This window comes from Acinetobacter sp. LT1 (assembly GCF_059800965.1).
Genome location: NZ_JBBAXE010000001.1, coordinates 97,851 through 116,944, shown reverse-complemented (window position 1 = coordinate 116,944; position 19,094 = coordinate 97,851). Strand labels below are relative to the sequence as shown.

19 protein-coding genes are annotated in these 19,094 nt (G+C 40.3%); 11 read left to right on the top strand and 8 right to left on the bottom strand.

The genetic code is table 11. From position 1 onward, the window contains the following. The first annotated feature begins 1 nt into the window (after position 1). The 8 genes from pilW to WBW42_RS00520 all read left to right on the top strand — a co-directional run bounded on the left by pilW (position 2) and on the right by WBW42_RS00520 (position 8,252). Complete coding sequence (gene pilW, locus WBW42_RS00555) at positions 2 to 802, top strand: type IV pilus biogenesis/stability protein PilW (protein WP_002114699.1); 801 nt, start codon at positions 2 to 4, stop codon at positions 800 to 802. After that, positions 793 to 1,584, top strand: a complete 792-nt coding sequence (locus WBW42_RS00550) for a helix-turn-helix domain-containing protein (protein WP_017402542.1) — start codon at positions 793 to 795, stop codon at positions 1,582 to 1,584. The genes pilW and WBW42_RS00550 overlap by 10 nt, the downstream gene beginning before the upstream one ends. 21 nt (positions 1,585 to 1,605) lie before the next feature. Continuing rightward, positions 1,606 to 2,721 (top strand): flavodoxin-dependent (E)-4-hydroxy-3-methylbut-2-enyl-diphosphate synthase, encoded by a 1,116-nt coding sequence (gene ispG / locus WBW42_RS00545; RefSeq protein WP_002115078.1) that lies wholly within the window; start codon positions 1,606 to 1,608, stop codon positions 2,719 to 2,721. Beyond that, on the top strand, positions 2,718 to 4,010 hold the full coding sequence (hisS, locus tag WBW42_RS00540; protein WP_017482039.1) for a histidine--tRNA ligase: 1,293 nt from the start codon (positions 2,718 to 2,720) through the stop codon (positions 4,008 to 4,010). Before ispG ends, hisS begins: the two co-directional genes overlap by 4 nt. A gap of 28 nt (positions 4,011 to 4,038) precedes the next feature. Next, the gene (locus WBW42_RS00535) at positions 4,039 to 4,737 is read left to right on the top strand and encodes a YfgM family protein (protein WP_163114259.1); all 699 of its coding nucleotides are present in this window, start codon (positions 4,039 to 4,041) and stop codon (positions 4,735 to 4,737) included. After that, complete coding sequence (gene bamB, locus WBW42_RS00530) at positions 4,737 to 5,882, top strand: outer membrane protein assembly factor BamB (RefSeq protein ID WP_005066182.1); 1,146 nt, start codon at positions 4,737 to 4,739, stop codon at positions 5,880 to 5,882. The genes WBW42_RS00535 and bamB overlap by 1 nt, the downstream gene beginning before the upstream one ends. A 189-nt stretch (positions 5,883 to 6,071) precedes the next feature. Continuing rightward, positions 6,072 to 7,481, top strand: coding sequence for a ribosome biogenesis GTPase Der (der, locus tag WBW42_RS00525; RefSeq protein ID WP_005066184.1), 1,410 nt, complete (start codon positions 6,072 to 6,074; stop codon positions 7,479 to 7,481). A 114-nt stretch (positions 7,482 to 7,595) separates the two neighbouring features. After that, on the top strand, positions 7,596 to 8,252 hold the full coding sequence (locus tag WBW42_RS00520) for a 4'-phosphopantetheinyl transferase family protein (RefSeq protein WP_032056223.1): 657 nt from the start codon (positions 7,596 to 7,598) through the stop codon (positions 8,250 to 8,252). A 70-nt stretch (positions 8,253 to 8,322) separates the two neighbouring features. Here the strand turns inward: WBW42_RS00520 and secB are convergent, their stop codons facing one another. From secB to rsgA, 4 genes are all read right to left on the bottom strand, one after another. Further along, positions 8,323 to 8,781, bottom strand: coding sequence for a protein-export chaperone SecB (secB, locus tag WBW42_RS00515; RefSeq protein WP_002115005.1), 459 nt, complete (start codon positions 8,779 to 8,781; stop codon positions 8,323 to 8,325). 27 nt (positions 8,782 to 8,808) lie between these two features. After that, entirely contained in the window at positions 8,809 to 9,066 is a 258-nt protein-coding gene (grxC, locus tag WBW42_RS00510) for a glutaredoxin 3 (RefSeq protein ID WP_002114715.1), read from the bottom strand. Positions 9,067 to 9,077: 11 nt separating this feature from the next. After that, on the bottom strand, positions 9,078 to 9,494 hold the full coding sequence (locus tag WBW42_RS00505; RefSeq protein WP_000443006.1) for a rhodanese-like domain-containing protein: 417 nt from the start codon (positions 9,492 to 9,494) through the stop codon (positions 9,078 to 9,080). Between the two features lie 98 nt (positions 9,495 to 9,592). Continuing rightward, positions 9,593 to 10,654: a ribosome small subunit-dependent GTPase A gene (gene rsgA / locus WBW42_RS00500; RefSeq protein WP_005066188.1), complete on the bottom strand. Its 1,062-nt coding sequence runs from the start codon at positions 10,652 to 10,654 to the stop codon at positions 9,593 to 9,595. 125 nt (positions 10,655 to 10,779) lie between these two features. Between rsgA and orn the strand changes: the two genes are divergently transcribed. From orn to WBW42_RS00485, 3 genes are all read left to right on the top strand, one after another. Continuing rightward, positions 10,780 to 11,346 carry an oligoribonuclease gene (gene orn, locus WBW42_RS00495; RefSeq protein ID WP_000099436.1) on the top strand — a complete coding sequence of 189 codons (567 nt, stop codon included), beginning with the start codon at positions 10,780 to 10,782 and terminating at the stop codon, positions 11,344 to 11,346. Positions 11,347 to 11,500: 154 nt separating this feature from the next. Beyond that, positions 11,501 to 12,232: a Bax inhibitor-1/YccA family protein gene (locus WBW42_RS00490; RefSeq protein WP_032056220.1), complete on the top strand. Its 732-nt coding sequence runs from the start codon at positions 11,501 to 11,503 to the stop codon at positions 12,230 to 12,232. 137 nt (positions 12,233 to 12,369) lie between these two features. Then, a complete protein-coding gene (locus WBW42_RS00485; RefSeq protein ID WP_023274323.1) occupies positions 12,370 to 13,173 on the top strand; it encodes an enoyl-ACP reductase FabI in 804 nt (267 codons plus the stop codon). 69 nt (positions 13,174 to 13,242) lie between these two features. Here the strand turns inward: WBW42_RS00485 and WBW42_RS00480 are convergent, their stop codons facing one another. From WBW42_RS00480 to holA, 4 genes are all read right to left on the bottom strand, one after another. Beyond that, positions 13,243 to 14,637 carry an efflux transporter outer membrane subunit gene (locus WBW42_RS00480; protein WP_080777104.1) on the bottom strand — a complete coding sequence of 465 codons (1,395 nt, stop codon included), beginning with the start codon at positions 14,635 to 14,637 and terminating at the stop codon, positions 13,243 to 13,245. A 22-nt stretch (positions 14,638 to 14,659) separates the two neighbouring features. Continuing rightward, entirely contained in the window at positions 14,660 to 16,654 is a 1,995-nt protein-coding gene (locus WBW42_RS00475; RefSeq protein ID WP_017385757.1) for a MacB family efflux pump subunit, read from the bottom strand. 2 nt (positions 16,655 to 16,656) lie between these two features. Then, positions 16,657 to 17,997 (bottom strand): MacA family efflux pump subunit, encoded by a 1,341-nt coding sequence (locus WBW42_RS00470; protein ID WP_002115147.1) that lies wholly within the window; start codon positions 17,995 to 17,997, stop codon positions 16,657 to 16,659. 107 nt (positions 17,998 to 18,104) lie between these two features. Beyond that, entirely contained in the window at positions 18,105 to 19,094 is a 990-nt protein-coding gene (gene holA / locus WBW42_RS00465) for a DNA polymerase III subunit delta (RefSeq protein WP_017398822.1), read from the bottom strand.

Here is a 19,094-nt window from a genome sequence, read left to right as displayed (position 1 = left end):
TTTGAGTATTCCAAAGTTAAAAACGGTCTTATGTATGGGGATTGCAGTTGCATTTCTGGTAAGTGGTTGCCAGACAACGCATACGCAAAAAAAAGACCCAGAGAAAGCGGTAAAGGTGCGTACACAACTTGCTGCTGAACATATCCGTTCGGGTGACTTGGACTCAGCAAAGCGAGCTCTTGATCAAGCTTTAAGTGTAGATAGCCGCGATGCTACTGCAAATATGATGATGGGTATTTTGCTACAGCAAGAAGGTAGCAAACCCAATTTAGAAAAAGCAGAACATTATTTTAAAAGAGCAATTTCATCTGAACCGGATAATGCTCAAGCACATAATAATTATGGTACTTATTTATATCAAATGGAGCGTTATAATGATGCGGTTGAGCAATTTCGTATTGCTGGCGCAACATTAGGTTATGACCAACGCTATCAGGCATTAGAAAATCTGGGGCGTATTTATTTAAAATTGGGTGATGTTGCGAATGCTGAAAAAACATTCAAACAAGCACTCCTTGCTAACCGCGACTCTTATATTTCAATGTTAGAGTTAGCGGAAATTTTTTATTTGCAGCAGCAGATCCCGGCTGCTACACAAATGTATGAGCAATATGTTCGTACAGTGGGGCAGAAAAATCAGGGTGCAAGAGCACTTTGGATTGGTGTAAGAGTGGCTCGAGCCAATGCGGATAAAATGGGAATGCAAGTGTTAGTAAACCAGTTACGTGCTTTGTTCCCGGAAAGTCCAGAATATCAACGTTATTTGCAATTACAGTATAGTACTGAGGCCGTATGGAAATAAATCCTAATTCACAGCAGCCAACTGGCTCAAGCTTACCGACTTCTGCTTTAGGAAATATTCAACGTCCTGGCGAGTATTTACGTCAAATTCGAGTTGCTCAGAATAAAGAGTTAGGGCAAGTTTCTTCAGATTTAAATATGCCGGTTAAGACCTTGACCGCTTTAGAGCAAGATGACTATAAATCATTGCCGGAAGCGACTTTCATTAAGGGTTATTACCGTTCATATGCAAAATATTTAAATACGGACGCGACGGCAATAATTCAGCGTTTCGATGAGATTTATGCAAATGATACTGGGCTGTTACCAAATCATGCCTTAAATAATTCGCCAATTAAAATCATGGGTAAACTCCCGGGTTCTAATAGTGATCGTAATAAGAAATGGTTAAAACGCATATTTCTTGCTGTTGTAATTCTTGCTGTTGTGTCATTGCTTGTTATGGGTGTCCAAAAATGGACTTCAAAGAAAGAAGATGCTGATTTACCTAAAGTAAATCAATCGAATGTTGAAGTTTTACCTATGCAAGGGGCTACCACCTCAACAGTGGGTGACCAATTGGTGTTAAACTTTAACCGACCAACTTCTGTTCATATTGTTGATGCAACAGGTAAAGTTTTGGCGACAGGTCGTCAGTCATCAACTTTAAACTTAAATGGTGAGTCTCCATTCCAGATTCGTCTTGATGATGCAACCGCTGTGTCATTAAGTCTAAACCAAGAACAGATTTCATTGTCTCCATATACGGTAAACGGTAAAGCAGAATTCCGTTTATCCCGCTAATACCATGAGTTGAGCGATACAATGATAGAGAACCCAATTAAACGTCGACCAACACGTAAAATCCGTGTTGGTTCGGTGTATGTCGGTGGCGATGCACCTATTAGTGTGCAAAGTATGACAAATACCGAAACTTGCGATGTCGATGCAACCGTTGCTCAAATCGAGCGTTGCGTTGATGCAGGTGCTGATATTATGCGTGTTTCGGTCCCATCTATGGAAGCTGCTGAGGCATTTGGTGCGATCCGTAAACGTGTTTCAGTTCCATTGGTGGCTGATATTCACTTTGACCATAGAATTGCTCTGGCAGTTGCAGACTATGGTGCAGACTGTTTACGTATTAACCCAGGCAATATTGGCTCAGACCAGAAAGTGCGTGAAGTCGTTGCTGCGGCGCGTCATCATGGCATTTCTATGCGTATTGGCGTCAATGCGGGTTCTTTAGAAAAAGATTTACAAAAGAAATATGGCGAACCTACAGGTGAGGCGCTGCTTGAATCAGCACTACGTCATATTGATATTTTAGATCGTCTCAACTTCCATGAATTTAAAGTCAGCGTAAAAGCATCAAATGTGTTTTTAACCATGGATGCTTATCGTTTACTTTCAAAGCAAATTGATAACCCATTACATCTAGGTGTGACTGAAGCTGGTATTTATCGTACAGGTACTGTGAAGTCGGCGATTGCCCTTGGCGGATTGTTGATGGAAGGTATTGGCGATACGATGCGTATTTCGCTTGCCGCCGAACCGGAAGATGAAATCAAGATTGGTTTTGATATCTTAAAATCACTAGGACTTCGTTCTAACGGTATTAACTTTATTGCTTGCCCAAGTTGCTCTCGCCAAGAATTTAATGTTATTCAGGTAATGCAAGCATTGGAAGAGCGTTTAGAAGATATTCGTACTCCAATGGATGTGTCGGTAATTGGCTGTAAAGTAAACGGCCCAGGTGAAGCAAAAGAAGCCGATATCGGGGTCGTTGGGGCTGCGCCTCGCTCATTGGTTTATCGTAATGGTGAAAAAAGCCATTTAATCGATACCGATCAATTGGTTGATGAAATCGAAACTATGGTTCGTCAACGTGTCCAAGAGCTTGAAGAAGCTAAATCTAAAGAAATTATTCGTAGTTCATCATGAGTTCAATCGTCGCAATCAAAGGTTTTAATGACATCTTGCCAACGCAAACAGTAGCGTGGAGACGTCTCGAGCAACATTTAGCATCTTTAATGGATGCTTATGGATATCAACAAATTCGTTTGCCGATCGTTGAACAAACGGGCTTGTTTAAACGTGCTATTGGTGATGCTACCGATATTGTTGAAAAAGAAATGTATACCTTTTTTGACAAAGGTAATCCACCAGAGTCATTAACCTTACGTCCAGAGGGTACTGCAGGTTGTGTTCGTGCTTTGGTTGAACATAATTTGTTGCGCGGTGCTACGCCACGCGTGTGGTATATGGGACCTATGTTCCGTTATGAAAAACCACAAAAAGGACGTTACCGTCAGTTCCACCAATTTGGTGTGGAAACTTTCGGTGTTGCGACTCCTGATATTGAAGCTGAAGTTATCTTGATGACAGCTCGATTATGGAAACGTATGGGCGTTGATCACATGGTTCAACTTGAGTTGAATACTTTGGGTGAAAAAGATGAGCGTACAGAGTATCGTAATGCTTTGGTTGCGTTTTTAAATGAGCATAAAGATGCGTTGGATGAAGATTCACAGCGCCGTTTAACAACGAATCCACTACGTATTTTGGATTCTAAAATTGAATCGACTCAGAAAATTCTGGAAAATGCGCCGAAATTATATGACTTTTTGAAAGAAGATAGTTTAAGTCACTTCCAACAATTACAAGACTATTTGACTGCTGCGGGTGTTAAATTTGTCATTAATCAAAAATTGGTGCGTGGTCTGGATTACTACAATAAAACCGTTTTTGAATGGACAACAACTGCACTTGGTTCGCAAGGTACGGTGTGTGGCGGTGGTCGTTATGATGGTCTTGTTGGTCAGCTAAAAGGTAAGCCAGATCAATCTGTACCTGCTGTTGGCTTTGGTATGGGGATGGAGCGTTTATTGCTTCTGGTTGAGCAAGTTGAACAGGCTCAAGTTATTCGTGATTGTGAAGTCTTCTTGGTTGCAGAACCTGCTTATCAAACTAAGGCTTTGATTTTAGCGGAACAATTACGTGACCAGTTAGAAGCTGAAAATAGCAGTATTCGAATCAAAACAGGTTCACAAGGCAGTATGAAGAGTCAGATGAAAAAAGCTGATCAGGCTGGGGCTGTTTACGCCATGATTTTAGGTGAGCGTGAATGGGAAGCACAGCAACTTGCTATCAAAGAGTTAGCAACAGCTGAGCAGTCTCAAGTTGCGCTGGCTGAGCTTGTACCATTCTTAATCGAAAAATTTACAAAATAAACTGAAACATCTGGAAAAGGACAATCACATGAGGGTAAGTGATGAAGAACAATTCGACAGCTTAAAGTCGTTCGCCAAAAAATATGGTTCTGCCATGATTAGCGGGATTCTCATTGCATTGATTGCCTTTTTTGGGTGGGAATATTGGCAAAAAAGAAATCTTGCGAGCAGCCAGACAGAAACTGCAAAAGTACAGCAGTTAATGGATGAGGCAAATGCAAGTGCTGATAATCCTAATGCTTTAACTTCGGTCACTGCATCGGCAGATAAAATCGTAAAAGATGATATCAATTCTGTTCAGGCGATACAGACTCAGTTTGTATTAGCAAAATTAGCCTATGAAAAACAGGATTATGCTGCTGCTGAAAAAGCATTGAAGAAAGTTGAAAATTCAAAAGTAAAAGATGAAGGTTTGATTCAGGTTGTAAAATTGCGTTTAGCAGATGCACAATTGGCGCAAAACAAATATGATGAAGCACTAAAAACCTTGTCTGGTAACGTCGATCCTGCATTTAAAGCAACAGTAGAAGAGTTACGTGGTGATATCTTTGTTGCTAAGAAAGATGTTGATTCTGCTAAAAAAGCGTATCAGGCAGCATGGGATTCGTTACTGGAACGTAAACAAGAACGACAAATTTTACAAATTAAACTCGAAAGTGTTGGCGTTTTAGTTGAAGATCCACAGATTGAGCGCCCAATTTTGGAAACACAGGTGGAAGAGTCTTAATGAATCAGAAATTCAAACTGCCTTTGGCAATTGCAATCGCATCAGCTGTACTGGTGGGATGTTCTAGCAACAAAGTAAAAGAAGCAAAACCAAATCCACTACCGAAATTGACTGAGTCGAAAAAGACTCTAGTACCCGTGTTTTCGCGCAGTGTTTCTTCTACTGATAAGGCAGATCCATTACGTTTGCAGCTTGACGCAAGTGAGGGCGTGGTCTTTACGCTTGACCCAAAAGGTGAGGTCGCTGCATATCGTGGCAAGGAACGCATTTGGGAGAAAAAAGTCAGCAAATTAGGCTTGAGCTCTGGTGTTGAAGCTGCTGAAGGAATTGTTGTTGTTGGTAATAGTAAAGGTCAACTTTTTGCTTTAGATCAGGCAACAGGTGAACAAAAGTGGACTGCACAGTTATCTGGTGCACTATTAAGTCCTTCTTTAGTTCAGTCTGGACGCGTTATTACCATTGCTAATGATGGTACTGTATTTGCGCATGATGCTGGTTCAGGCCAACAAGTTTGGGCTTATAAATTACCAAATGTCCAATTTAGTTTACGTGGTCAGGCCTCACCGGTGAGTCTTGACCCGCGTACCGTATTAATCGCATCTGCGAATGCGTATGTTTATGCAATTGATACGATTAGTGGTATTCCACGTTTCCAACGCCGTGTTGCAGTAAGTGAAGGCCGTTCTGATATTCAACGTTTGATTGATATCGATGGTGATCCTGCAGTTGCTGGACAGTTTATGGTAACGACTAGTTTCCAAGGACAAGTGACCGTAACTGATCTAGCTTCTCAACGTGTAGTTTGGAGTGAAGACTCAAGTAGCACGAAGCGTCCAGAAGTTTATGACAATAAAGTATTTGTTTCATCAACTGATGGTAAGTTAACTGCTTATGATTTAACGACAGGCGAACAAGTTTGGCAAAATGATAGTTTATTAAACCGTCATTTAAGTAACCCTGTTGTGTTGGGATCGGATCTTATTGTTGGTGATTTAGATGGCGTATTACATCTTGTTGATCCTGCAACAGGTAAGTTGATTGGTCGTTCAAAAACAAGTGGTGAGGTCAATACATTACGTGTTATTGAGAACCAACTTTACGTTTCGACCAGAAAAGGCGATTTAAGTATTTGGCAGAATCGTTAATTTCGTTTGCTTGTGCTAAAATAGCCGCTTAACAAATTACGCTGTTAAAAAAATATCGGGGTGTTTGAATTAAATCAGTTCAAAGCCCCGTCTTTTATTATGGTCATATCTGACCTTAAAATATATCTCCTGTATTGTTTCTAATGCTCATGCCATGAGATATGGCTGGTCTTGAATTAAGGTTATTGTATGAAACCCGTTATTGCGCTCATTGGTCGTCCGAATGTCGGAAAATCAACGTTATTTAACCAGATTACCAAGAGTCGTGATGCACTTGTAGCCGACTTCGCGGGTCTGACTCGTGACCGTAAATATGGTGATGCGACTTATCAAAATAAGTCTTTCATTGTTGTTGATACTGGTGGTATCGGTGAGAGCGAAGGCGGTATCGATAACTACATGGCCGAGCAGTCAAAAACAGCAATCAATGAAGCAGATATTATTATTTTTGTGGTTGATGCTCGTGCCGGATTATTAGCTTCTGATGAGCAAATTGCTCGTGAACTACGTACTTTAGGCAAGAAAATTTATCTTGTTGCGAACAAGGTAGATGGTGTTCATGCTGAAGCAGCTTTAGTTGAGTTCTATAAACTTGGTATGGGTGAACCATTACAAGTTGCCGCTAGCCATGGTCGTGGCGTACAGCAAATGCTGGAAGATGTACTTGCAGAAGTTCCAGAAGATGAAAACCCTGAAGAACATGACAAAGATACTGGCTTACGTTTAGCAATTATTGGTCGTCCTAACGTTGGTAAGTCAACACTGGTCAACCGTCTGCTTGGTGAAGACCGTGTGGTGGCATTTGACCAACCAGGTACAACTCGTGACTCTATTTACATTCCTTTTGAGCGTGAAGGCCGTAAATACACCTTAATTGATACAGCAGGTGTGCGTCGTAAAGGTAAGGTTGATGAAATGATTGAGAAGTTCTCAATTGTTAAAACTTTGCAAGCCATGAAAGATGCACATGTTGTCGTAGTTGTAGTCGATGCGCGTGAAGGTATTGTTGAGCAAGACTTGCATTTAATTGGCTATGCGCTTGAAGCTGGTCGTGCCATGGTTATTGCCATCAACAAATGGGATAACATGTCTGAATATGACCGCAAGCAATGTAAGCTTGATGTTGAGCGTCGTTTTGACTTTATTCCATGGGCAAAAATCCATTTAATTTCTGCTTTACATGGAACTGGGGTAGGTGATTTATATCCTTCTATCCACCGTGCTTATGAGTCTGCGAACTTAAAAGTATCACCAGCTAAATTGACTCAAATTTTGAGTGATGCGACAGAAGCCCATCAACCACCAATGATTAGCGGTCGTCGTATTAAAATGCGTTATGCACATATGGGTGGTCAGAATCCACCGACTATTGTGATTCATGGTAATAAGGTTGATAAGACACCTGCCGATTATCGCCGTTATTTAGAAAACGTGTTCCGTAAAGTGTATAAACTCGAAGGTACACCAGTTCGTATTGACTTTAAAACTTCTGAAAACCCGTTTGAAGGTCGTAAGAGTCAGGTTGATGAACGTACTGCTGCACGTCGCCGTCGTTATATTCAGAAATTTAAGAAAGCAGAGAAAAAATTTAACCGTTAAGTTTTTTATTGTTCAAAAACCCAAAGTTTTCTTTGGGTTTTTTATTACATGGTTTAATAAGTTATTGGTATTTTTTATATTAGCTTTAGTCCCTCATGGGATGGATTTAGAAAGATGAATGATAGGAAAATTGAAGTTTATATAGGAAAGCTCAATGAGTTTTTAAAACAAGAACAACAAAACTTTCCAGACTTCCGTTCATTTAATCATTATAAAAAACAACAAATACAGAGTGTCAGAAATCGACTGATTGCAGAGAAACTCCAACTCACGTCAATGGAATTGGAGTTTGCCAAGCATGAACATGGTAAACCTTATTTATTGAATCACACTTTGCATTTTAATCACTCACATAGCCAACAATACTACGCTTTAGCCATGAGCGAACATGTTAAAGATATTGGGGTAGACGTTGAGGAACTGGATCGAAATGTACGCTTAGACGCTTTAGCAAAACATGCATTTCATCCAGATGAATATGAAACATGGCTAAGCTTAGAACAAAATAGAGAATATTGGTTCAAAGTCTGGACCACTAAAGAAGCCGTTTTAAAAGCTTCAGGACTAGGCATACGCCTAGATTTAAATACATTAAATACTCAGGCACATTCTACTGATCATGGTGGAGTCTGTTCTCACCCACTTAATGGGACATTTGCCTATCAAAATTTTATTATTGGCAATATGATATTAACCGTTGCATGGCGTTCAGAGTTATCTTGCCGTGGCTTTCAGTTTCCATCTATTCAGCTTCACTCACTTGATCTTTAATAATTTTAATAGCACACATAAAAAAACCGCGTATTACGCGGTTTTTTTATTAAAAGGAGAAGCTAAAATATTAAGCTTGACCTTCAACAGCAGCAGCTTGAGCACGTTGCATGTTAGCTTCAAACTCTGCATCAAAGTTGATTGGAGTAAGAAGTAACTGTGGGAAGCTACCTTTAGTTACTAAATCATTTACAGCTTCACGTAAGAACGGAAACAAAATATTCGGGCAGTATGCGCCTAAAATATAAGGTAAACGCTCTTCTTCAATGTTGTCGATCAAGAAAATACCTGATTGAGTTACATCTACAATGAACGCTGTTTCGTTGTCGTTATCAGCTTGTACCACAACTTTTAAAGAAACTTCAAAGTGAGTTGGGTCAATCTTTTCTGCAGCAGAAGACAGATTGATATTAAGTTCAGGTTGCCATTGTTTAGTAAAAACCTGCGCCCCAGGAACCTCAAAAGAAATATCTTTTGTATAAATACGCTCTAAAGCTAATTGTGGTTGAACTTGTTGTTCTTCGCTCATTGTTTTTTCCTTAATATGGATGCGATGTTAAGCCAATAATTCGTCGAGTTTACCTTCGCGCTCTAAAGCATAAAGTTGGTCAAAACCACCGATAAACTGATCGTTAATGAAAATTTGTGGGACAGTACGATGATTTGTGCGTTGCATTAATTCAACACGTACTTCTGGCGCTTCAACAGAAAGATTTACTTCTTTATAAGCAACACCTTTACGCTCAAGTAACTGTTTAGCTCGAACACAATACGGGCATACAGAAGTTGAGTAAACAATGACATTTGCAGCCATGATAATTCTCCTTAAGCTTTTGGTTTGCTTTTAACAAGAGGTAAGCCTTGTGCTTTCCAGTTACTAATACCACCATCAAGACGATAGCTATCGTGGTGAGCAACTTTTTGCAAAGCACTTCCAGCAACTTGCCCCAAGTTGCAAATAAATACCAGTGGACGGTCACTTGCTTTTAATTCGTCAGCATGACTTGCGATTTGGCTATACGGAATATTGCGACTGCCACTAATGTGACCTTCTCGGAAATCTTTGCTATCGCGTAAGTCAATCAAAAGAGCATTTTTCGCTTTCACTAAAATACCAAGCGACTGTGGAGAAATTTTACGACCATTACGTTGACCTTCAAAAATGAAGAACAACACGATCAAGACTCCGAGCGTACCAAACAAAATGGGGTGATTCCCCATAAACTCTAACCAGCGTTCCACAAGTCACCTAAAAAAATTAAAAAACAAAATTGACCTAGAGTATAGCGTATATAGATGGTGATCAAAATCACCACTTCAAGGGCAAATAGGGCAGAAAATCAGTTTTTTTGCTGCGCTTCTTGAATCTCATCGATTAAACGCAAAAAGCTATCTAAACGTCGTGGCAAAATTTCACCCGCTTCAACGGCCTGTTTTAGCCCACAATTCTTTTCATGAGTATGTGTGCAATTACGGAATTGGCAAGATCCTAGATGTGCGGCAATGTCAGGAAAGCCCATACGAATTTTTTCTAAATCGAGATGCCAAAGCCCAAACTCACGAATTCCCGGAGAATCAATTAAGGCACCATTTTTACCGAAGTTGATTAAGCGCGTAGAGGTTGTCGTATGTTGTCCAAGTGCAGAGTTTTCAGAAATAACATTGGTTTTTTGCTCTGCATCTGGAATGAGCACATTAATTAAAGAGCTTTTCCCTACGCCTGACTGGCCTACAAATGCTACGGTTTCACCATCTAAACGCTCAGATAAAGCAGAGATATCTCCCTTCTTCGACTGACAAATCATCACCTCATAACCCAAGGTTTTATATTCTTCTAATAGGGTAAGAATTGGGTCATTTTCAGTGAGTAAATCAGACTTGTTGAGGACCAAAAGAGCAGGAATATTTGCATCTGCACAAGCAACTAAATATCGATCAATTAACGTTGGAGCTGGTTCAGGAAGCGGTGAAAATACAATCACAATCAAACTGATATTCGCAGCCACTGGTTTAACTTTGTGATAGCGGTCAGGGCGGGTAAGTAAAGATGTACGTGGGTGAATGGCTGTAATAATGCCTAAACCCGTATTTGGATCTGCCTGCCATTTAACACGATCACCAGTTACAAGTAACTCAAGATTAGTTCGAGTATGGCAACGCCAAACGCTATTGAGTTCGATCGGCTTCCAGAATGGTTCTGGTTCTCCTTCGGCAACTTGTGGTTTTTCTGGGTGATGCTCAGGTACAGAGAGGGCTTGTACTTCAAGTTGACGGCCATAATGTTGTACAACGAGTCCATCTAGATCCTGTGAAGTATCGATCTCTTCTTGGCGAGTTTTATGCTGTTTTTCAATACGACGTTGCTGTTGTTCAGTTAAACGACGCTTACGAATTAAAGCCATTCATATCCCAAAAAAACCATTGTTTGAAGACCGCAAAAATAGCATGAAGCAGCTATAGAATTACAGCGCGGAAGCAAGAAATTTGCTACTATTGATGTTTTTACGGCATTTTAGAACGTACATTCATGAGCAGTACTTTAAATACACGATTAATTTGGATTGATCTGGAAATGACCGGATTAGATACCGATAATGACCAAATTATTGAAATCGCAACAATTATTACAGATGATCATTTAAATGTACTTGCCGAAGGTCCAGTTTTGGCGATTCATCAACCTGATCGTATTTTAAATGCAATGGATGAATGGAACACTCGTCAACATGGGCAGTCTGGTCTGATTGAACGAGTTCGTCGCAGTAAATTAACAGCCCGTGATGCTGAGTTACAAACTTTAGAATTCCTAAAAAAATGGGTGAATCCAAAAGTTTCACCAATGTGCGGTAACTCAATTTGTCAGGATCGCCGTTTCTTACACCGTCTTATGCCTGAACTTGAGCAGTATTTCCATTATCGTAATCTTGATGTATCTACGGTAAAAGAACTTTCAAAACGCTGGCGCCCTGAAATTATGAGTGGCCTGAAAAAGAATGCATCACATTTGGCAATGGATGATATTCGTGACTCAATTTCAGAGTTGAAATATTACCGCGAATATTTCTTTATCATGAATACAGATGGTAAAGATTGATTACGTTGTAGACGTGATATGAAAGGGAGGCTATTGCCTCCTTTTTTATTACTTAAAGGACCTTGTTACAATAATGCCAATTGCTTAATTTGGCTTTCATATTCATTTTGCTTAAAATGATGTTTTAAATTTTTATTATAAAAAGAGAGCATTTATGCAAAGTAATAACCCGATACTGACTCGTGTTGAAACGGTCAGTGACTATAGTCAACCGATGACTGTGCAAGGTGCGATTCAAAAATCTGTTATGATGACAGTCATTGCAGCTGCTGTGGGTGTCGCTTTATTTTTCTATGCAGCCTTTACTGCAAATATTGGTATTGCTTACGCGGCTTCAATTGTGGGTGCAATTGGTGGCTTGGTTTTAGCTTTAATTACAACGTTTAAACCAACGACCGCGCCAACATTGGCAATTCCGTATGCCTTATTTGAAGGGGCTTTTTTAGGTGGTATTTCGTTTACTTTCCAGTTGAAATACCCAGGTGTTCCACTTCAGGCTTTATTAGCAACTTTCGTTACGACTTTGGTGATGTTTGGTTTATATAAATTCCAAATTATCCGCGCAACTGAAAAGTTTAAGTCAGTTGTGATCTCTGCATCTTTGGCGATCTTTATTGTATTTATTGTGCAGATGATCATGCGTTTAGCATTTGGTTCAAGTGTTCCTTATATTTTTGAAAGTAACTGGTTAGGCATTGGTTTTGCTGCATTCGTCGCGGTCATTGCTTCGCTTAATCTGATTTTAGATTTTGATTTAATCGAAACTAATGCAGCATATCGTGCACCAAAATTCATGGAATGGTTGTGTGGTATCGCATTACTTGCAACTTTAGTATGGATGTATATTTCTTTCTTACGTTTACTGGGCTTACTGTCTGACGACTAAGATTGAATTCATCTAGAAGTCGCTCCTCATCAGGAGCGATTTTTTTTCGTGCGATTTTTGAAAAAAGATGCATTATGCAATTTCGAAAACCGCCGAATATTGGCATTATGCTTGAAATTGTTTTGAGTGAGATCGGCATGACACAAGGACTTTTAGCAGGTAAGCGCTTTTTGATTGCAGGCGTTGCTAGTAAATTATCAATTGCTTTTGGTATTGCACAAGCATTACACCGTGAAGGTGCAGAGCTTGCGTTTACTTATCCAAACGAAAAATTAAAAAAACGTGTGGATGAATTTGCTGAGCAATTCGGTTCTAAGCTTGTGTTTCCATGTGATGTTGCTGTTGATGCTGAAATTGATAATGCATTTGCAGAACTTGCAAAACATTGGGACGGCGTAGACGGTGTTGTGCACTCAATTGGCTTTGCACCTGCACACACGCTTGATGGTGACTTCACTGACGTGACTGACCGTGACGGTTTTAAAGTTGCTCATGACATCAGTGCATACAGCTTTATTGCAATGGCTCGTGCTGCAAAACCTTTATTACAAGCTCGCCAAGGTTGTTTATTGACTTTGACTTACCAAGGTTCTGAGCGCGTTATGCCTAACTATAACGTTATGGGTATGGCAAAAGCTTCTTTAGAAGCTGGTGTTCGCTATTTAGCATCAAGCCTTGGTGTTGATGGTATCCGTGTAAACGCGATTTCTGCGGGCCCAATCCGTACTTTAGCTGCTTCTGGTATTAAATCTTTCCGTAAAATGTTAGATGCCAATGAAAAAGTTGCGCCATTAAAACGTAACGTAACGATTGAAGAAGTTGGTAACGCCGCATTATTCCTATGCTCACCTTGGGCTTCAGGTATTACTGGTGAAATTCTATATGTAGATGCTGGTTTCAATACTGTAGGTATGAGCCAATCTATGATGGATGATGAATAAGTTTCGAAATTTATTCAGGCATAAAAAAAGCCGTAGTTGAAGGACTACGGCTTTTTTTATGGGCGCAAGTTATTGCGGCAGTTCTTTTACAGGTGAACCACCTAAAGCTTGCATGAGAGTGACATACGCGTTGTATTGGCTTTGCTTGGTTTCAACGAGACTTAGACGTGCAGTACGTGTGGTTTGCTGAGCATCGAGAAGTGTTTTTAATGCAATAGCACCATAACGGTAACGAACTTCGGTTAGACGTTCAGTTTTTTCTGCAAGTTCAACATTACGCTCTTGTAACGCTACTTGTTTATCGAGTTCGGTACGACTCGATAAAGCATTTTCTACGTCAGCAAAAGCCTGATAAAGCGTTTGACGATATTGAATAATCGCTTTTTCATAATCCAGATTGCTAATCGCGATATCTTTTTTCATATCGTTATATTGTAAAAACGGTAAGCTTAAACTTGCACCAAGCGTGAGAGCAGGGTTGCGTAACAACTCTGTTAACGATGTGCTACTTGAGCCTAAACTACTGGTTAAGCTAATTGATGGGTAGTAGCTTGCTTTGGTTGCATCTTTAGTTGCTAATGCTTTTCTTAAGCGGAGCTCACTTGCTTGCAAATCAGGTCGGCGCGATAAAATGTCGGCAGGTAAGCCAGCACCAATTGCAGGTAGAGCAGTGCGTGGTAAACGCTTTGGCTCTTGAATATTTAATTGCTGCAATGGTTCATGTAATAACACCGCAATGGCTGTGCGAGTTTCAACCAGTTGTTGTTCAATCTGGCTTAAACTCGCTTTCTGGCTTTGTACTGATTGTTCTGCTTGAGTCAGATCTACACCTGAAACGGCACCAGCTTTATATTGAATCTGTACCAAGTCATAAAGCTTTTGAGAGGTTGCTAGACTTTGCTGGGCAGTTGTGTAGCGCTCATTTAAATAACCGAGTTGCCAATAGAGTTTGGCAGTGGTTGCAATTAAACTTTGCCCCGTGGCTTGTAAGTCTTGTTCAGTCGCTAAAGCTTCCCATTTACTTGCTTCGGTTTGGCGAGCAAGCTTGCCAAACAAATCAAGCTCATAGCTTACGCCAGCGCTCATTGATAGACCTTTAGCACTATCATCTCCCGAATTTAAATCGAAAGAATGCCCTGTAGAAACACTTGAACTGGTTCGTAAGCCTTGTTTGTTAGCGGTTAAGTCAGCTTGTAGACGGGCTTGCTTTAGAGCAATACCTGCAACTGCTAAATCACTATTACGTTCTAATACATTACTTACAAGTTGGTTGAGCTGCGCATCATTGAAAAGCGTCCACCAACGGTCAGAATATTGATCGGCAGACATGGTTTTTGTTTTTGCTGTGTCATACTGAAAACTACCCGGAACTTGTACTGCAGGTGTTTCATAAGGTGTTTTTACTACAGCTGCACATCCAACAAGAGAACCTGTGAGAAGAAGTGCTGTGCTGAGTTTAGTCATAGAGAAAGACATGCAATTTTCCTTATTCTCGAGATAGTGCGGCAACAGGGTCAAGTTTCGCAGCATTCTTGGCTGGTAAGAAACCAAAAACGACCCCAATCAGTGTTGAACAGACAAAGGCTGCAATAATTGAGGTGCTTGAATAAGCCACACTAAAGTTACCACCAGCAAATTTATTAATAAGTTGCCCAAGGCCAAGCGATAGTAAGACGCCAAGCACACCACCAATTAAACACACCAAAATTGCTTCAATCAGGAATTGCTGCAAAATATCACTTTGACGCGCACCTACGGCCATACGTACACCAATTTCTTGAGTACGTTCAGTCACCGAAACCAACATAATATTCATTACCCCGATACCACCAACGACCAATGAAATTACGGCAATTGCTGAAACCAGAAGGGTCATTGTGCTAGTTGTTTTCTCAATGGTTTGACGGATACTGTCACTGTTCATAGTGAAAATATCTTGTGCACCATGGCGCTGGGTTAATAAATTCACAATCGCATTTTCAGCTGCAGCAGTTGAATATTTGTCATTAATACGAACCACGATATTACGTACATGGGTTTGCCCCAGCATACGGCTCATCACGGTTGTATAAGGCATATAGACATTTAAAGTGTCATCTGAGCCCATGCCACTCGTTTGCGGTTCTACAATGCCAATAATACGAGCTGGTACACTACCGAGTAACACTACTTGACCGATAGGGTTGGTACCGTCACTAAAGAACTGTTTTTGAGTATTGGTATCAATGACTACATCCTGTGAGCGATCACGAACACTACGTTGATCAAAAGTTTGTCCATCTTTAAAGACCAAACCTTTCACATCGAAATAATCGTTACTCACACCATTAATGGTCGCGTTAGCTTCATTTTGTTGATAACGCATGGTTTTGGATGTGCTGACGATTGGGCTTACTGCACTGACATACGGTTGAGTCATTAACGCATCGGCATCGGCAGGGACCAAGGTTTTAAAACTTGCAGTTTTAGAGTTGTCACCAAAACCACGGCCCTGAAACACGGTAATTGTATTTGTTCCCAGACTACTAATATTACTTAAAATTTGCTGTTGAGAGCCTTTACCTAATGCGACAACCGTAACAACCGATGCAATACCAATAATGATCCCAAGCATGGTTAAAAAAGTACGCATGCGGTGGGCATTCATAGACAGTAAAGCCATTTGGAAGGCTTCTGATAAACGGTCTAAAGTAGAACGCCATGCAGAAATACTTTTGCCTTTCTTCTGTTTACCTTGTAAAGCAGGAGCGGCATCAGGATCAGTCTTGATTGGTTCGGCTGCTTGATCTGGGACATTAGGACGGTCACTAATAATTTCTCCATCACTAATCTCGATAATACGAGTCGCATTTTTTGCAACTTGCATATCATGGGTGACTAAAATAATAGTGTGACCTGCAGCATTGAGTTCACGCAAAATACGCATCACCTCAACACCACTATGAGAGTCGAGTGCCCCCGTCGGTTCATCTGCCAGAATAACGTCACCGCCATTCATCAGCGCACGGGCAATCGAAACACGTTGCTGCTGACCACCAGAAAGTTGGCTTGGTCTATTAAGTGTTTTTGTACCTAAACCTAATTCGGTTAGTAAAGCCGTTGCGCGTTGTTTACGTTCAGAAGGGGTAACACCTGCATAAACAGCTGGAACTTCTACGTTACCTTCGGCAGATAAGTCGCCCAGTAAGTGGTAGCGCTGGAAAATAAAACCAAAATATTCACGGCGTAGTCGAGCCAGCTGATCTGGCTCAAGTTTACCTGTTTCTTGTCCATTAACTTTGTAACTACCACTCGTAGGTCGGTCCAAACAACCCAGAATATTCATGAGGGTCGATTTACCAGAACCAGATTGACCGACAATGGCAACCAGTTCACCTTCATAAATGGTTAGGTCAATGCCTTTTAAAATTTGTATCGTGCTTTCGCCAGCAGGGAATTCCCGGACTAGATTGCTGACTTCAAGCAAAGCTTGTTTTGTCATGCTTACATTCCCATTGGGCCACTACGGCGACGGTTATTACTACTATTTGCTGATGCAGCAGAAGTATCGGCACTATCGGCAATGACAACTTGGTCACCTTGTTTTAAGCCCGCAAGAACTTGCGCATTTACACGGTTGTTAATGCCAACCAAAATTTGAGTTGGTTTAGTTGTGCCATCAGCTTGTAATACACGTACAACACTTAACGTTAATTTACCTTGTTCAACGAGTTGTTTTTGTTCAGCAGTCAAGTTTAGGCGTTGTAGACGAGCTCCGTTTCCTTGAGATTTTTTAGCTGCTTCAGGTGAAGAACTTGATTTATCAGATGATTGGCCTGATTTTCTTTGACCTGAAAATTGTTTAGAACTCAGTGCTGATGAAGGAACGAGTAGAGCATTTTTAGCTGAATTTAATACGATATAAACTTGTGCGGTCATATCAATACGCAATTTACCATCGGTATTTGGCACATCGAATAAGGCATTATAATAAACAGCCGAGCTTGTTGTTGAGTTTGTAGAGCTTGTTGATTCGCTAGAAATTGAGTCAGGAGCAGGCTCAATTTGACGTAAAGTTGCATAGCGCTTGGTTTCATCACCTAAAGTTGTAAAGTAAACCTGTTGTCCTTTTTCAACTTTCATAATGTCAGCTTCACTGACTTGTGCCTTAATCGTCATGTTTTGTAGTTTTGCAATTTTGACAATTGTTGGCGCGCTTTGGTTTGCGTTTACGGTTTGACCTTCTTCAGTCACAATCGCGACAACCGTACCATCAGTTGGAGCAACAATACGTGTGTAACCAATGTTGGTTTGTGCCGTAGATTTTGTGACTTTTGCAGATTCAATCTGTGCATCTAATGCTTTAATTTGTGCCTGAGCTGTTTTATAGCTTGCCTCAGCCGATTCTAAATCTGCACGTGGCGTTGCGTCTTGCGCATACATTTGTTGCTGACGACGGTATTCAAGTTGCTTTTCATTTAAGGAAGCAACTTGTTGAAGACGCTGTGCTTCTAAATTTTTAATGTTTGCATCAGAAGTTTTTAAACTATTTTCTTGGGTGGTTGAGTCAATTTGTGCGATAAGTTGACCTTGTTTCACTTGATCGCCCAACTGTACATACATCTTTTTGACCTGACCAGATACCTGTGCACCCACACTAATCAGTTTGGTTGCATCAAGTGTACCTGTTGCAAGGACATTATTTTCAATATCTCCGCGTGTTACCTCAGCTGTAATATATTGAGGCTGCTGCTCTTTAGGCTTTAAAAATTTCCAAGCTAATACAGCAATAACTGCTATACAGAGGATAATAATAACAAGTTTGATTGGCTTTATTTTTGGCATGGTGAGAGGTCGAAAAGTTTAAAATTTAATTTAGTATAAAAGCGAAATGAGGATAAAACGTGAATTTTTATTATATTTCAAGAATGAAGAAAAATGATTCCGCCGAATTATTGTATAAATAGCGTTTTACCACATAATTCAGCAATGGCCTGCTGCATCAAATGTTGGGCATTTTCATTCGACATTCCTTTAATTGCCGCATCAACTTGCAATAGAAGGGTAGACCAGCCTAAAAACTGTTGAGGATTTAATCTTCTTAAAGCTTGTTGATATAAACCAACCTTTGTTTTCCAGATACCAAGTTGTAATGCATTATGAGGCTGCTCAAATAATTGCATCAATAAACGCATTTCTTTACTTAAAGTCCATAAAATTAGACTTTCTGGTTCGCCAGCAGCAATTAAATATTGAAAAATTTTAATGGATTGAGCGAGATTACCTTCTAATAGCGCGTCGCTTAAATCGTAAGTGGTATAACGAGATTGATCTTGTAGACAAGCATATAACTGTTCAATTTGAATCAGTTGTTGGTCTGGAAAAGTATCTCTTACACGCATCAAGCTATTCTTAGCTGCGAGCAAATTATGTTCATGATGCTGCATGAGCCATTGCCAGGCATCATTATCGAGTTGAATTTCAAGTTTCTCTGCTTCGGCAGATAAAATTCTTTGGCGGTCTTGCGGATAGTTTGCCGTTAGGGCAACAACAACACCATTTGCTTCCACAACTTGGAAAAAAGCAGACTTTAAGCTACTACTATCTTGCTTAGGTAAAACAATTAAAAGCAGGTTAGTTTCATTATGTTGAATATAGCTTTTAAGCTGTTTTAGTCCATTTGCGTCAGGCTTTATATTGCCATGCACTTCAATGGCAAGCTGCTGAGAAAATAAAGATAAGCTGTTAAGAGCGTTAAAAACATTCTTCCAGTCGCTCACGCTACTAATATCATAGCGCTGTCTTTCAACTTCTTGTTGTTGCCAACTTTTACGAAAAGCATCTAATAAATTTTGTTCCAGTAAAGGTTCTTGGCCATGTAAAATCCACGCACCCCGTGCTTCCGGAATGCGTTTTAAGGCTTGTAAATAGTCAATTTTCAT

What these genes read in the sequence shown, in the direction of transcription:
- rsgA (WP_005066188.1), bottom strand. Translation starts at nt 10,654, where the DNA reads ATGGCTTTAATTCGTAAGCGTCGTTTAACTGAACAACAGCAACGTCGT.
- WBW42_RS00550 (WP_017402542.1), top strand. Translation starts at nt 793, where the DNA reads ATGGAAATAAATCCTAATTCACAGCAGCCAACTGGCTCAAGCTTACCG.
- grxC (WP_002114715.1), bottom strand. Translation starts at nt 9,066, where the DNA reads ATGGCTGCAAATGTCATTGTTTACTCAACTTCTGTATGCCCGTATTGT.
- hisS (WP_017482039.1), top strand. Translation starts at nt 2,718, where the DNA reads ATGAGTTCAATCGTCGCAATCAAAGGTTTTAATGACATCTTGCCAACG.
- WBW42_RS00470 (WP_002115147.1), bottom strand. Translation starts at nt 17,997, where the DNA reads ATGCCAAAAATAAAGCCAATCAAACTTGTTATTATTATCCTCTGTATA.
- der (WP_005066184.1), top strand. Translation starts at nt 6,072, where the DNA reads ATGAAACCCGTTATTGCGCTCATTGGTCGTCCGAATGTCGGAAAATCA.
- bamB (WP_005066182.1), top strand. Translation starts at nt 4,737, where the DNA reads ATGAATCAGAAATTCAAACTGCCTTTGGCAATTGCAATCGCATCAGCT.
- WBW42_RS00485 (WP_023274323.1), top strand. Translation starts at nt 12,370, where the DNA reads ATGACACAAGGACTTTTAGCAGGTAAGCGCTTTTTGATTGCAGGCGTT.
- WBW42_RS00535 (WP_163114259.1), top strand. Translation starts at nt 4,039, where the DNA reads ATGAGGGTAAGTGATGAAGAACAATTCGACAGCTTAAAGTCGTTCGCC.
- WBW42_RS00520 (WP_032056223.1), top strand. Translation starts at nt 7,596, where the DNA reads ATGAATGATAGGAAAATTGAAGTTTATATAGGAAAGCTCAATGAGTTT.
- WBW42_RS00475 (WP_017385757.1), bottom strand. Translation starts at nt 16,654, where the DNA reads ATGACAAAACAAGCTTTGCTTGAAGTCAGCAATCTAGTCCGGGAATTC.
- WBW42_RS00480 (WP_080777104.1), bottom strand. Translation starts at nt 14,637, where the DNA reads ATGACTAAACTCAGCACAGCACTTCTTCTCACAGGTTCTCTTGTTGGA.
- WBW42_RS00490 (WP_032056220.1), top strand. Translation starts at nt 11,501, where the DNA reads ATGCAAAGTAATAACCCGATACTGACTCGTGTTGAAACGGTCAGTGAC.
- secB (WP_002115005.1), bottom strand. Translation starts at nt 8,781, where the DNA reads ATGAGCGAAGAACAACAAGTTCAACCACAATTAGCTTTAGAGCGTATT.
- holA (WP_017398822.1), bottom strand. Translation starts at nt 19,094, where the DNA reads ATGAAAATTGACTATTTACAAGCCTTAAAACGCATTCCGGAAGCACGG.
- orn (WP_000099436.1), top strand. Translation starts at nt 10,780, where the DNA reads ATGAGCAGTACTTTAAATACACGATTAATTTGGATTGATCTGGAAATG.
- ispG (WP_002115078.1), top strand. Translation starts at nt 1,606, where the DNA reads ATGATAGAGAACCCAATTAAACGTCGACCAACACGTAAAATCCGTGTT.